The sequence below is a fragment of the Vibrio syngnathi genome, assembly GCF_002119525.1.
GTDB lineage: Bacteria > Pseudomonadota > Gammaproteobacteria > Enterobacterales > Vibrionaceae > Vibrio > Vibrio syngnathi.
Genome location: NZ_CP017916.1, coordinates 2,449,769 through 2,463,093, shown reverse-complemented (window position 1 = coordinate 2,463,093; position 13,325 = coordinate 2,449,769). Strand labels below are relative to the sequence as shown.

Below are 13,325 nucleotides of genomic sequence, written 5' to 3'. Positions count from 1 at the left end.
AATGCTGCGGTCTTTTTATGAATAATGAATTATTTCCGGCTTTTAGCTGTTATGAATGCAAACTGAGCTCTTCAGTTTTTATCCATGACTGTTAATCATCAACTCTTTGGAAGGTAAGCTCCATGACTACGAACCCTAAACCAGCGTATCAACGTATTCTGTTAAAACTTAGCGGTGAAGCGCTACAAGGCGAAGAAGGTTTTGGTATTGACCCAACGATCCTTGATCGTATGGCTCAAGAAGTAAAAGAATTAGTTGAACTAGGCGTTCAAGTTGGTGTTGTTATCGGTGGTGGTAACCTTTTCCGTGGCGCAGGCCTAGCAGAAGCGGGTATGAACCGTGTTGTTGGTGACCATATGGGTATGCTTGCAACGGTAATGAACGGCCTTGCTATGCGTGACGCACTACACCGTGCTTACGTAAACGCACGTGTAATGTCAGCAATTCCTCTTAAAGGTGTATGTGACGACTACAACTGGGCAGATGCAATCAGCCAACTACGTCAAGGTCGTGTTGTGATCTTCTCTGCTGGTACGGGTAACCCATTCTTTACTACAGACTCTGCTGCATGTTTACGCGGTATCGAAATCGAAGCTGACGTAGTTCTAAAAGCAACAAAAGTAGATGGTGTATTTACTGCTGACCCAGTAGCAAACCCAGACGCAGAGTTGTATGATACGTTGTCTTACAACACAATTCTTGAGAAAGAATTGAAAGTAATGGACTTGGCCGCATTTACGCTAGCACGTGACCACAAAATGCCAATCCGTGTATTTAACATGAATAAGCCAGGCGCACTACGTCGCGTGGTTATGGGTGAAACTGAAGGTACATTAATCAGCGACGCTGACTAATTTTTCGGGCTTACTGAAGTATAATGCTTCGGTAAGCTTATCCTTATCACTCCAAATAAAAAGCTTTCTTGAAGAAAGAACATAATCAAGGTGAAATTGTGATTAACGAAATCAAAAAAGACGCTCAAGAGCGCATGGTAAAAAGTGTTGATGCACTAAAAAACAGCCTACAAAAAATCCGTACAGGCCGTGCTCACCCGAGCCTACTTTCTGGTCTTACCGTTGAGTACTACGGTGCACCAACGCCTTTGACTCAAGTAGCTAACGTTATTGCTGAAGACGCACGTACACTAGCAATTACAGTGTTTGATAAAACACTGACTCCTCTTGTTGAAAAAGCAATCATGACTTCTGACCTAGGCTTAAACCCTATGTCTGCAGGTACGGTTATTCGCGTTCCACTTCCACCGCTAACGGAAGAGCGTCGTAAAGACCTAGTTAAAATCGTTCGTGGCGAAGCTGAAGGTGGCCGTGTTGCTATCCGTAACATCCGTCGTGACGCGAATGGCGATCTAAAAGCGCTTCTTAAAGACAAAGAAATTTCAGAAGACGAAGATCGTAAAGCACAAGACGAAATTCAAAAGCTAACTGACGCTGCGGTTAAGAACGTAGACGAAGTTCTAGCAGTTAAAGAAAAAGAGTTGATGGAAGTTTAATTTTCCATATTCTTTTCTTTCAGGAAAAACGCTGTACTCACGGTGCAGCGTTTTTTTATGCTATTCTGTTCGACTATTAGAATTTGATTCACTCTTTTATGCATAATTCTCAAGCGTTCACAGACTCTCTTCCTAAACACATTGCTATCATTATGGATGGTAATGGTCGCTGGGCAAAAGCTCAGGGTAAGCCTCGTGTCTTTGGTCATAAAAATGGCGTTCAAGCTGTTCGAAAAACCATATCTTCAGCAGCCAGACTTGGCATTAAAGCCGTAACTCTTTTTGCTTTTAGTAGTGAAAATTGGCGTCGTCCTGAAGAAGAAGTGGGTCTCTTGATGGAACTGTTTATTTCAGTGCTATCGAGTGAAGTAAAAAAGCTTCATAAAAATAATCTACAACTTCGTGTTATTGGTGATAAAAGTCGTTTTAATGAGCGACTACAAAAGAAAATAGAAGAAGCGGAAGCTTTGACTAGCAACAATACGGGTATGGTTATTAATATTGCGGCTAACTACGGCGGTAAGTGGGATATCCAGCAAGCGATGATTTCGATTGCTCAACAGGTTAAGTCTGGCGATATTAATGTAGAAGACATTGATGAAGCTATGATTACACGGCACCTGACGATGGCAGATATTCCAGAAGTCGATCTACTTATCCGCACCAGTGGCGAGTGCCGCATTAGTAACTTTATGCTTTGGCAATTAGCTTACGCCGAAATGTATTTCACTGAACAATTCTGGCCAGACTTTAATGAAGACAGCTTAGTAGAAGCTGTGACTTGGTTTGTAAACCGCGAGCGTCGTTTTGGATGCACCGGTGAGCAAATTAAAGCTCTGATGGACAGTTAATAAGGATTTTTTTGGTTTGAAACAACGAATTATTACGGCGTTGATTTTAGCTCCCCTAGTTATTCTAGGTATTTTCGAGTTATCACTTCCCACGTTTATTCTTTCACTAGCGGTAATCTCGCTACTGGGTTTTTGGGAGTGGACTCAGTTTGTTGAAAGCAAATCGCGTTATTTAGCGTTGATTCCAACAGTTGTGGTAAGTGCTGCAAGTTTTGCTTTTATACCTTTTGATGCATTTAGCCTTAATAACTTATCGAGTGCTCACTATGCCATTCTGACGATTGGTTCAATTTGGTGGGTAATCGCAAGTGGTATGGCAGTGACTTATCCTAAGTCTATGCCAGCATGGAAAGACTCATCCATTCTTCGTCACGCATTTGGCGTGCTGACTTTGCTACCATTCTTCTGGAGTGTGGTTATCCTGCGCGCTAACGGTATCGATGTTGATCCTTACCACGGTGCAAAATTGGTGATGTTCGTTTGCTTGCTTGTTTGGGCTGCAGACAGTGGTGCTTATTTTTCAGGAAAGAGCTTTGGCAAGCGAAAAATGGCCCCTGCGGTGAGTCCTAATAAAACGATTGAAGGTCTTATTGGTGGCATCATTACAGCAGTGATCGTGGCCTGGATCTTTGCTGACTTGTTTGATATCCAATTCACAAGTCCTCTCCACATGATTGTTATTACTCTTGTGACCGTCGTTATTTCTGTTCTTGGTGATCTTGTTGAAAGCATGTTTAAACGTGTTTCTGGGGTGAAAGACAGCAGTAATCTGATTCCTGGTCATGGTGGTATACTTGATAGAATAGATAGCTTAACGGCTGCATTCCCTGTCTTTGCTCTGCTTTATTTAGCATTCTAATAAAAAAGGGCAGTGATTCTGCCCTTTATTACATTCCTACGGTCATATGTGATGCGAAATCTAACTATCCTTGGCGCTACCGGCTCAATTGGTGCAAGTACACTAAAAGTCGTTGAACAAAACCCAGAACTCTATTCGGTCGTAGCAATGGCTGCAGGCTCGAATGTTGAAAAGATGCTGGCGTTAGTTGAAAAGTGGCAACCAAGCTATGTTGCTATGGCTTGCCCTGATGCAGCGTCTAAGCTGACTGAAGTGTTGTCTGCGAATCACCCAAACATCAAAGTTCTTTCTGGCTCTGAAGGCATGTGTCAGGTCGCTTCTCTAGATGAAGTGGACACGGTAATGGCTGCTATTGTGGGTGCGGCAGGTTTGCTTCCTACTATGTCAGCAGTTAAAGCGGGCAAGCGTATCTTATTGGCTAATAAAGAAGCCTTAGTGATGTCAGGGCAGTTGTTTATCGACGCCGTAGAGAAGTACGGCGCTGAACTGCTTCCTGTCGACAGCGAGCACAATGCTATCTTTCAATGCTTGCCTCAGAACGTACAAACTAACCTAGGCCGTTGTGATTTAGAAGAGAACGGTATCAACCATATTCTTTTGACTGGTTCGGGTGGTCCTTTCCGTTATACGGACGTTGCAGAGCTAGAGTCGGTCACACCTGAGAGAGCTATTGCACACCCTAACTGGTCAATGGGCCCTAAGATCTCTGTTGATTCAGCTACGATGATGAATAAAGGCTTAGAGTACATTGAGGCGAAATGGCTATTTAATGCCTCTCAAGAGCAACTCAAAGTCATTATCCACCCTCAGTCTGTGATTCATTCTATGGTTCAGTACAAGGATGGCTCGGTGCTCGCTCAAATGGGCGAACCCGATATGGCAACGCCAATCGCTTTGACCATGTCTTATCCTGATCGTACTGAAGCGGGTGTTAAGCCTCTGGATTTCACCAAAGTGGGCGAGCTTACCTTCTTAGAGCCCGATTTAACTCGTTACCCATGTTTGAGATTAGCCATTGAGGCGTGCTATTTGGGTCAGCATGCAACAACAGCGATTAATGCGGCAAACGAAATTGCAGTCGATGCTTTCTTGAACAATCAAGTTAAGTTTACCGATATTGCTATCATTAACGAGCATGTTATGAACAAAGTATGTGAACAATATAACTCTGAGGGCTTAGATAGCTTGGAAAGCCTTCTCGAGCTCGATAATATGTCTCGTCAAATAGCCATTCAATTTATAAAAGAGCAGCTAGCATGAGTGGAATTCTGTGGAACTTCGCATCCTTTATTGTAGCGCTTGGTATTCTGGTCGCTGTTCATGAATTTGGACACTTCTGGGTTGCTCGTCGCTGCGGTGTGAAAGTAGAAAAATTCTCGATTGGTTTTGGTAAATCGATCTGGAGTAAAGTTGGCCGCGATGGCACAGAGTACAGCTTGTCTGTCATTCCATTGGGTGGCTACGTTAAGATGCTTGATGGTCGTGTTGATGACCTTTCTGAAGACGAACAGCAATACGCTTTTGATAAGAAACCGTTGTGGAAACGAACGGCGATTGTGGGGGCAGGTCCAGCATTCAACTTTATCTTTGCCGTGTTCGCATATTGGCTGGTTTTTTTGATTGGTGTTCCAGCGGTTAAGCCTGTGATTGGAGAGGTAACACCTCAATCTATCGTGGCACAAGCCGGAATTGAAAGTGGAATGGAACTTAAATCTATTTCAGGAATCAAAACCGCAGATTGGGAATCGGTAAACTTGGGTTTGATATCACATATTGGTGATGAGTCCATGACGGTAACGGTTTCTTCTCAAGACGATATCGGCTTTGAACAACAGATAATATTGGATATTTCTGACTGGTCGTTCAACCCAGAAACTGAGTCAGCAATGACAACGCTTGGTTTTAGACCGTATTCTCCAGAGATATCGACAGTGCTCGCTCAAGTTATTGATGACGGTGCTGCCTATTCTGCAGGGCTAGAATCTGGCGATAAAATTGTCGAAATTAATGGTCAGCCTATTGAGCAGTGGAAGTCGGTTGTTGAATTAATCCGTTCACACCCAATGATGCCCTTGGACCTTGTCGTATTACGAAATGGTGTTGAGCGGTCATTGGTTATGACGCCCAATAGTCGCGAGTTTTCTGATGGTTCTACAATCGGCTATGCGGGTATTGCTCCCGAAGTCGCAGAATGGCCAGAAGATTATCGCTTTGAGTTACAATTTGGTGTAATTGAGTCTGTAGGAAAAGCATTTGATAAAACAGGTCAAATCATAGGTTTGACGCTGACAATGCTTAAGAAGCTCATCGTTGGTGATGTTGGCTTAAATAACTTGAGTGGCCCAATTTCAATTGCTAAAGGCGCAGGGGCAACCGCCGATTACGGTTTAGTTTACTTCTTAGGTTTTTTAGCTCTGATTAGTGTTAACTTGGGTATTATTAATTTAGTTCCGCTGCCTATGCTTGATGGCGGACATTTGCTCTTTTTTGCTATTGAGGCCGTTACTCGTAAACCTGTACCTGAAAAAGTTCAAGAAATGGGATACAGAGTGGGAGGCGCAATCCTCTTCTCTTTGATGGCTCTGGCAATATTTAATGATTTTACTCGTCTGTGAATGGTTTCTCACAGGCATTGGTAGTAGCAAGGAATAATTAGAATAAGTATGGCGATTAAGCAAATTCTGTTCGCAAGTCTATTGGCCACTAGTGTGGCTGCGAACGGAGCACAAAACTTTGTAGTTCAAGATATCAAGATCGAAGGTTTACAGCGTGTTGCACTTGGTGCAGCTCTACTGAAAATGCCAGTACGTATTGGCGATGAAGTGGATGACGGCGATGTATCTGAGATCATTCGTGCACTGTATGCTTCAGGCAACTTTGAGGACGTTAAAGTCCTTCGCGATGAAGGTGTTTTAGTTGTTCAAGTCAAAGAACGACCGACCATCGCAAGTATCTCATTCTCAGGTAACAAGGCGATCAAAGAAGAACAACTTCAGCAGAACCTAGATGCATCTGGTGTTCGTGAAGGTGAAGCCCTTGACCGTACTACACTGAGTAACATTGAGAAGGGCCTTGAAGATTTTTACTACAGTGTTGGTAAATACAACGCGACAGTGAAAGCCGTAGTGACGCCTCTGCCTCGTAACCGTTCTGACCTTAAGTTTGTGTTTACTGAGGGCGTGTCCGCTAAGATTCAGCAAATTAACTTTATCGGTAACGACGTTTTCTCTGACGCTGATCTACTGAGTCGTTTCAACTTGAACGTTGATGTTGCATGGTGGAATTTCCTTGCGGATGAAAAATACCAGAAGCAAGTATTAGCCGGTGACATCGAAGCGTTGAAATCTTACTACCTTGACCGTGGTTACCTTAAGTTTAAGGTAGATTCGACTCAGGTTGCGATCTCTCCTGATAAGAAAGGTGTTTACATCACGCTAGGCCTAGACGAAGGCGAAGCTTATACCGTTAAAGATGTCTCTTTCCGTGGTGAGCTTATCGGCCGAGAGGCTGACTTCGAAGCGTTAGTGCCATTCGAAGATGGCGATACATATAACGGTTCTTCTGTAACTTCTTTAGAAGAGAGCGTGAAACGAATTCTAGGCGAATCTGGCTATGCGTACCCACAAGTTCGTACGATTCCTGAATTTGACGATGAGACCAAAGAAGTGTCGTTGGTTATTAATGTAGAAGCGGGCAGCCGTATCTACGTTCGTGATATTCGATTCACGGGTAACAACTCAACGAAAGATGAAGTACTGCGTCGTGAAATGCGTCAAATGGAAGGCAGCTGGCTGAACTCCAAGTCGATTGATACAGGTAAGAGCCGTCTTAACCGTTTAGGCTTTTTTGAAACGGTTGATGTGCAAACGGTACGTGTTCCTGGCAGTGAAGACCAAGTGGATCTGGTTTACAACGTTAAGGAAGCGAACTCGGGTAGCGTCAACTTCGGTGTTGGCTACGGTACTGAATCGGGTGTCAGCTTCCAGGTTGGTTTACAGCAAGATAACTTTGCAGGTTCTGGTAACCGTGTTGGCGTAAGCGCCATGATGAACGATTACCAAAAGAATGTGAGCTTAGACTACCGCGACCCATACTGGAACCTTGATGGCGTGAGTATGGGCGGAAAAATCTTCTACAACGAATTTGAAGCCTCTGAAGCGGGCATTGTCGATTATACCAACCAAAGTTATGGTACGAGCTTAACATGGGGTTTCCCTATGGATGAGCTGAACCGTCTCGAGTTTGGTTTTGGTTATACGCACAACAAGATCGGTAACGTTCCTACCTATATTCAAGTTGAACAGTTTGCGAGAAGTATCGACCAATACGGTGATGAGCATATCTTAACCGATGACTTCGATATCAATATCTCTTGGACGCGCAACAACCTTAACCGTGGCTTCTTCCCTACTGAAGGTAACCACCAACGTGCTTTCGCGAAAATGACAGTACCTGGTTCGGATGCTAAATACTTCAAAGCGCAATACGATGTAAAACATTACATTCCGTTGACTAAAAAGCATGAGTTCACACTATTGATGCGTGGTCGATTAGGCTATGGTAACGGTTATGGTCAAACGGATGGTAATGATAACTTGTTCCCATTCTACGAAAACTACTACGCGGGTGGTTTTACAACACTACGTGGTTTTGGTTCTAACTCCGCTGGTCCAAAAGCTGTTTACGGAAATAGCACGGGCAACAACCCGACGTACAATTCTGCAACCGATGATTCGGTTGGTGGTAATGCGGTTGCTTTGGCTAGCGTAGAGTTAATCGTACCCACACCGTTTGCTTCTGATGAAGCGCGCAGTCAGATTCGAACTAGCGTGTTCTTCGATATGGCAAGTGTATGGGATACCGAATTCGTAGATCGTGGCGCACCGAATAGCGGTCAACAGTACTACTACGATTACTCTGACCCAACAAATTACCGTTCATCTTATGGTGCCGCTCTTCAGTGGATGTCACCGATGGGCCCATTGGTTTTCTCTCTAGCGAAACCAATCAAAATCTACGAAGGCGATGACGAAGAATTCTTCACATTCACCATTGGTAGAACTTTCTAATCTTTAAAGGACAATATTTTGAAAAATATGATTAAAGCAGCAGGTTTAGGCCTTGTAGTTCTTAGCTCTTCTTTCTTTGCAACAGCGGCTGAAGCTGCGCAAAAAGTGGGCTATGTAAATACTGCACAAGTATTCCAGGCTCTACCTCAGCGTGAAGTTGTTCTTCAAAAAATGCAGGAAGAGTTCAAAGATAAAGCTGCTGAGCTTCAAAGTATCCAAGCTGAAGCTAAGACTAAGATTGAAAAGCTTAAGCGTGATGGTGAGCTATTAGGGCCTGATGAAGTAGAGAAACTTCGTATTGAAGTCGGCCAACTAGACAGCAAATACAAAATCAAAGCTCAAGCACTAGAAAAAGCAAGCCAACGTCGTGAAGCACAAGAGAAGCAGAAGCTATTCAAAGTAATTCAAGATGCTGTAACTAAAGTTGCAGAGAAAGAAGGCTACGACATGATCGTTGATATTCAAGCTCTGCAGTACGGCAAGCCAGAATACAACATCTCTGAAAAAGTAATTAAATCACTGAAATAAGTTTTATGAAGAATCTGACCTTAGCCGAATTGGCAACGATTACCGGTGGAGAGCTACACGGAGACGGTACAGTTACCGTTTCAGCAGTCGCTCCTATGGATAAAGCGCAAGAAGGAAATATTACGTTCCTTTCTAACGTGAAGTACAGCAAGCACCTTGGTGACTGTAAAGCATCCGCTATTATGGTTAAAGAGAGCGAGCGTGAACTGTGTAAGACCAACGTTATTGTGGTCAGCGACCCTTATGTTGCTTTTGCTAAGGTTGCTCAAGCGCTTGATACCACGCCAGCGCCAGCTGCGGGTATTGCTGATTCTGCTTCAATTTCAGGCGACGCGACCATTGGACAAAATGTGTCTATTGGTGCCAATGCTGTGATTGAAACTGGCGTAGTGCTTGGTGATGACGTCGTTATCGGTGCTGGTTGCTTTATTGGTCAAAATGCAAAAATTGGCGCAGGTACTAAGCTTTGGGCTAACGTAAGTGTTTACCATGAAGTGGTGATCGGCGAAGCATGTTTGATTCAATCTAGTACAGTGATTGGATCCGATGGTTTTGGTTATGCGAATGAGAAAGGCGAGTGGGTTAAGATCCCGCAAGTCGGTTCAGTTCGTGTTGGTAACCGCGTAGAAATAGGCGCGTGTACTACCGTTGACCGTGGCGCATTAGATGACACTATTATTGAAGATAACGTTATCTTAGATAACCAACTTCAGATAGCTCATAATGTTCACATCGGATATGGTTCTGCTATTGCAGGTGGTACTATCATTGCCGGCAGCACAACGATAGGTAAGTACTGTATTATTGGTGGCGGTTGTGTGATTAATGGTCATATAGAAATCGTTGACGGCGTTACAATCACTGGTATGGGGATGGTAATGCGCAGTATCACCGAAAAAGGCATGTACTCTTCAGGTATTCCTTTACAGCCAAATAAAGATTGGCGTAAAACAGCAACGCGAGTTCATCGTATTGATGAAATGAACAAGCGTTTGAAAACCGTTGAAAAACTTATCGAGAACAGTGCGGAATCATAATTCCAGCATTTCTAATAAAAGGCTCGCGTACAGCGAGTCTTTTTCGTTTATAATCCTTCTCATTAAATAAAGAATATACATAGGAATACGACTTTGACTACTGAACAGACAACGATGAACATTACTGAAATTCAGGAACTATTACCTCATCGCTACCCATTCTTAATGGTTGATCGTGTGACTAGCTTTGAAAAAGAGAAAACACTGACAGCGATTAAGAATGTTTCTGTTAACGAACCTCAGTTCACAGGCCACTTCCCACAACTTCCTGTATTCCCAGGCGTGTTGATCTTAGAAGCAATGGCACAAGCAACAGGTCTTCTAGCATTTAAATCTTTTGGTGCTCCTTCAGGTAATGAGCTTTACTACTTTGCAAGTGTCGATAAAGCCAAGTTCCGCAAACCAGTAGTGCCAGGTGACCAATTGGTTATCGAAGTTGAGTTCTTAAAAGAGCGTCGTGGCATTGCATCGTTCAACGGTGTAGCGAAAGTTGACGGCGTAGTTGTATGTTCAGCTGAACTTAAATGTGCTCGTAGAGAGTTTTAATATGATTCATGAAACAGCGAAAATTCACCCGGCAGCAGTAATCGAAGGTGATGTAACTATCGGTGCTAACGTGACGGTTGGGCCTTTCACTTACATTGCTGGTAACGTGACAATTGGTGACGACACTGAAGTGATGTCGCATGTTGTGATCAAAGGTCACACGACAATTGGTAAGCAAAACCGAATCTTCCCACACGCAGTGATTGGAGAAGAAAACCAAGATAAGAAATACGGTGGTGAAGACACGACTGTTGTGATCGGTGACCGTAATGTGATTCGTGAAGCAGTTCAGATCCATCGTGGTACAACTCAAGACAAAGCGACCACTGTGATTGGCGATGACAACTTACTTTGTGTAAATGCTCACGTAGCACACGATGTTATTGTTGGTAACCATACTCACATTGGTAACAATGCTATTCTTGGTGGCCACGTAACCGTTGGCGATTATGCTGGTGTTATGGCGCTTTCTGCTATTCACCCATTTTGTTCTATTGGTGCTTACGCTTACATTGGCGGCTGTTCTGCGGTTGTTCAAGATGTACTGCCGTACGTGCTTGCACAGGGTAATCATGCCGCTCCATTCGGCCTCAACCTAGTGGGCTTGAAGCGTAACGGATTTGAGAAACCAGAAATTCGAGCATTACAGAAAGCGTACAAAGAGTTATACCGTTCAGGCAAAACACTTGAAGAAGCGAAAGCCGCTTTAGTTGAAATGGCGAAAGAGTTTGCTTCGGTGACTCCTATGTTAGAAATGCTAGAGAGCTCTGAGCGCGGTATTATTCGTTAATACTTGATGTGGTTATGTACCAATCAATATGAGTATGACAATAGTTACCTCGTTAGATTGGTATAACAAAAAGATCGCTACTCGTTAGGCGATCTTTTTTGTTTTAGGCAAGAAGGGAATTAGAAAACTATGGCACAGCAAGAAGCAGCAACCAATAGCTTGGACTTTGTTTCGAATGAATCTCTGCGTGTAGGTATCGTTGTCGGAGAACTCTCTGGTGACACGCTTGGCGAAGGCTTTATTAAAGCGATCAAATCACAATATCCGAATGCTGAATTCGTGGGTATTGGCGGACCAAAAATGAAGGCTCTTGGTTGTGAGTCTCTTTTCGAAATGGAAGAGCTTGCCGTGATGGGGCTTGTAGAAGTGCTTGGTCGTTTACCTCGCTTGCTAAAAGTGAAAGCAGAGCTCGTTAAGTATTTTACTCAAAACCCGCCAGATGTCTTCGTCGGTATTGATGCGCCAGACTTTAATCTAAGACTTGAATTAGATCTTAAGAACGCGGGCATTAAGACTGTTCATTATGTCAGCCCTTCAGTCTGGGCATGGCGTCCAAAGCGTATCTTTAAAATCGACAAAGCAACCGATTTGGTACTGGCTTTCTTACCATTCGAAAAAGCGTTTTATGATAAATATAACGTTGCTTGTGAATTCGTTGGCCACACGTTGGCTGATACTATTCCACTGGAGCCGAATAAGAAAGAGGCTCGCGATCTTTTAGGTTTAGATCAAGATAAGCCGTGGTTAGCGGTATTGCCGGGTAGCCGTGGTGGTGAAATGAGTTTGATTGCTCAACCATTTATCGAAACTTGTCAGCGCATTAAGCAAAAGTACCCTGATATCAATTTTGTTGTTGCATTGGTTAATGAACAGCGCAAGAAACAGTTTACAGAGATCTGGCAATCGACGGCACCTGAACTTGAATTTACCTTGGTAGAAGATACGGCTACCAATGTGATTACTGCTGCTGATTCTGTTTTGTTAGCTTCTGGTACTGTTGCTCTTGAGTGTATGTTGCTGAAACGCCCGATGGTCGTTGGCTACAAGGTCAACAAGCTCACTGGCTATATCGTTAAGAAATTGTCGATCACAGAATTTGTCTCGTTACCGAATATCCTAGCGGGTGAAGAAATCGTAAAAGAACACATTCTTGAAGAGTGTCACCCAGATTACCTTTTCCCATCGGTCGATAAGATGCTTTCAACTGACAACGCGCCACTTATTGAACGCTTTACTGAAATGCATCACTGGATTCGTAAAGATGCTGACAAACAGGCAGCTAACGCAGTTCTGAAATTGATCGGTCGAGAATGTGTTGAATCATAAAGTGCTTCTTTCAAAAGCACTTGCTTAAAAGTTACAAAGAGAATTGTCATGGCAGTAAAAGAGAAAAAAGAATTTCCTCCTTTTGAGTATCCTCAAGGCTACCAGTTATTTGCTGGTGTTGATGAAGTGGGGCGTGGGCCGTTAGTTGGTGATGTAGTTACCGCCGCGGTTATCCTCGATCCGAATAACCCAATCGAAGGCTTGAACGATTCAAAAAAACTGTCTGAGAAAAAGCGCCTTGCTCTGCTTCCTGAAATTAAAGAGAAAGCCTTGGCATGGTCTGTGGGTCGTTGTTCCCCACAAGAAATTGATGAGTTGAATATCTTACAAGCGACTATGGTAGCTATGCAGCGTGCTATTGCCGGGCTGAGTGTTCAACCTGATATGGCGCTAATAGATGGAAACCGAGTCCCTGAGCTACCGATGGCCGGTCTGGCTATTGTAAAGGGTGACTTACGAGTCGCTGAAATCAGTGCGGCGTCTATTATTGCTAAAGTGGTCCGTGATCAAGAGATGGAAGAACTTGATAAGATCCATCCCGAATTTGGTTTCGCTAAACATAAAGGTTACCCAACTAAAGCGCATTTCGAAGCAATTGAAAAACACGGCGTAACCGAACATTACCGTAAGAGCTTCAAACCAGTAAAACGTATTTTAGGTATCGATTAACGTGCTTTGGCCAACGCTTTAAATTGGTTCGAGCTTTATATTGATTAGGGCTTCGTATTGATTTAAATGTAGCAGCGAATAAAGTTGCCTATTTGCGGCAGAAAAAAATAGAATACACACAGTTGTAATCCTAGGCTTGA

13 protein-coding genes are annotated in these 13,325 nt (G+C 43.5%); all 13 read left to right on the top strand.

Features of this window, described 5'->3' with window-relative positions; translation table 11 throughout:
• Positions 1-122: 122 nt before the first annotated feature.
• The 13 genes from pyrH (at position 123) to rnhB (ending at position 13,185) form a co-directional block, all read left to right on the top strand.
• A complete protein-coding gene (pyrH, locus tag K08M4_RS11220; protein ID WP_009847418.1) occupies positions 123-854 on the top strand; it encodes a UMP kinase in 732 nt (243 codons plus the stop codon).
• Between the two features lie 98 nt (positions 855-952).
• A complete protein-coding gene (gene frr, locus K08M4_RS11215) occupies positions 953-1,510 on the top strand; it encodes a ribosome recycling factor (protein WP_009847417.1) in 558 nt (185 codons plus the stop codon).
• 98 nt (positions 1,511-1,608) lie between these two features.
• Complete coding sequence (gene uppS, locus K08M4_RS11205) at positions 1,609-2,361, top strand: undecaprenyl pyrophosphate synthase (protein WP_086049913.1); 753 nt, start codon at positions 1,609-1,611, stop codon at positions 2,359-2,361.
• A gap of 16 nt (positions 2,362-2,377) precedes the next feature.
• The gene (locus K08M4_RS11200; protein WP_086049912.1) at positions 2,378-3,220 is read left to right on the top strand and encodes a phosphatidate cytidylyltransferase; all 843 of its coding nucleotides are present in this window, start codon (positions 2,378-2,380) and stop codon (positions 3,218-3,220) included.
• A gap of 51 nt (positions 3,221-3,271) precedes the next feature.
• Positions 3,272-4,480, top strand: coding sequence for a 1-deoxy-D-xylulose-5-phosphate reductoisomerase (gene ispC / locus K08M4_RS11195; protein ID WP_086049911.1), 1,209 nt, complete (start codon positions 3,272-3,274; stop codon positions 4,478-4,480).
• On the top strand, positions 4,477-5,835 hold the full coding sequence (gene rseP, locus K08M4_RS11190) for a sigma E protease regulator RseP (protein ID WP_086049910.1): 1,359 nt from the start codon (positions 4,477-4,479) through the stop codon (positions 5,833-5,835). The genes ispC and rseP overlap by 4 nt, the downstream gene beginning before the upstream one ends.
• Positions 5,836-5,883: 48 nt before the next feature.
• The gene (gene bamA / locus K08M4_RS11185; protein ID WP_086049909.1) at positions 5,884-8,289 is read left to right on the top strand and encodes an outer membrane protein assembly factor BamA; all 2,406 of its coding nucleotides are present in this window, start codon (positions 5,884-5,886) and stop codon (positions 8,287-8,289) included.
• A 27-nt stretch (positions 8,290-8,316) separates the two neighbouring features.
• Positions 8,317-8,817 carry an OmpH family outer membrane protein gene (locus K08M4_RS11180; RefSeq protein ID WP_009847410.1) on the top strand — a complete coding sequence of 167 codons (501 nt, stop codon included), beginning with the start codon at positions 8,317-8,319 and terminating at the stop codon, positions 8,815-8,817.
• A 5-nt stretch (positions 8,818-8,822) separates the two neighbouring features.
• Entirely contained in the window at positions 8,823-9,854 is a 1,032-nt protein-coding gene (lpxD, locus tag K08M4_RS11175; protein WP_065679073.1) for a UDP-3-O-(3-hydroxymyristoyl)glucosamine N-acyltransferase, read from the top strand.
• Positions 9,855-9,947: 93 nt separating this feature from the next.
• Entirely contained in the window at positions 9,948-10,400 is a 453-nt protein-coding gene (fabZ, locus tag K08M4_RS11170) for a 3-hydroxyacyl-ACP dehydratase FabZ (RefSeq protein WP_009847408.1), read from the top strand.
• Between the two features lies 1 nt (position 10,401).
• Positions 10,402-11,190: an acyl-ACP--UDP-N-acetylglucosamine O-acyltransferase gene (gene lpxA / locus K08M4_RS11165; protein WP_009847407.1), complete on the top strand. Its 789-nt coding sequence runs from the start codon at positions 10,402-10,404 to the stop codon at positions 11,188-11,190.
• A gap of 129 nt (positions 11,191-11,319) precedes the next feature.
• Positions 11,320-12,516: a lipid-A-disaccharide synthase gene (lpxB, locus tag K08M4_RS11160; protein WP_086049908.1), complete on the top strand. Its 1,197-nt coding sequence runs from the start codon at positions 11,320-11,322 to the stop codon at positions 12,514-12,516.
• 48 nt (positions 12,517-12,564) lie between these two features.
• Complete coding sequence (rnhB, locus tag K08M4_RS11155) at positions 12,565-13,185, top strand: ribonuclease HII (protein WP_086049907.1); 621 nt, start codon at positions 12,565-12,567, stop codon at positions 13,183-13,185.
• Positions 13,186-13,325: the final 140 nt, after the last annotated feature.

Bases quoted from the DNA above. Each gene is read 5' to 3' on its own strand.
- pyrH (WP_009847418.1), top strand. From the start codon at position 123: ATGACTACGAACCCTAAACCAGCGTATCAACGTATTCTGTTAAAACTT.
- uppS (WP_086049913.1), top strand. From the start codon at position 1,609: ATGCATAATTCTCAAGCGTTCACAGACTCTCTTCCTAAACACATTGCT.
- ispC (WP_086049911.1), top strand. From the start codon at position 3,272: ATGCGAAATCTAACTATCCTTGGCGCTACCGGCTCAATTGGTGCAAGT.
- rseP (WP_086049910.1), top strand. From the start codon at position 4,477: ATGAGTGGAATTCTGTGGAACTTCGCATCCTTTATTGTAGCGCTTGGT.
- bamA (WP_086049909.1), top strand. From the start codon at position 5,884: ATGGCGATTAAGCAAATTCTGTTCGCAAGTCTATTGGCCACTAGTGTG.
- K08M4_RS11180 (WP_009847410.1), top strand. From the start codon at position 8,317: ATGATTAAAGCAGCAGGTTTAGGCCTTGTAGTTCTTAGCTCTTCTTTC.
- lpxD (WP_065679073.1), top strand. From the start codon at position 8,823: ATGAAGAATCTGACCTTAGCCGAATTGGCAACGATTACCGGTGGAGAG.
- lpxA (WP_009847407.1), top strand. From the start codon at position 10,402: ATGATTCATGAAACAGCGAAAATTCACCCGGCAGCAGTAATCGAAGGT.
- lpxB (WP_086049908.1), top strand. From the start codon at position 11,320: ATGGCACAGCAAGAAGCAGCAACCAATAGCTTGGACTTTGTTTCGAAT.
- rnhB (WP_086049907.1), top strand. From the start codon at position 12,565: ATGGCAGTAAAAGAGAAAAAAGAATTTCCTCCTTTTGAGTATCCTCAA.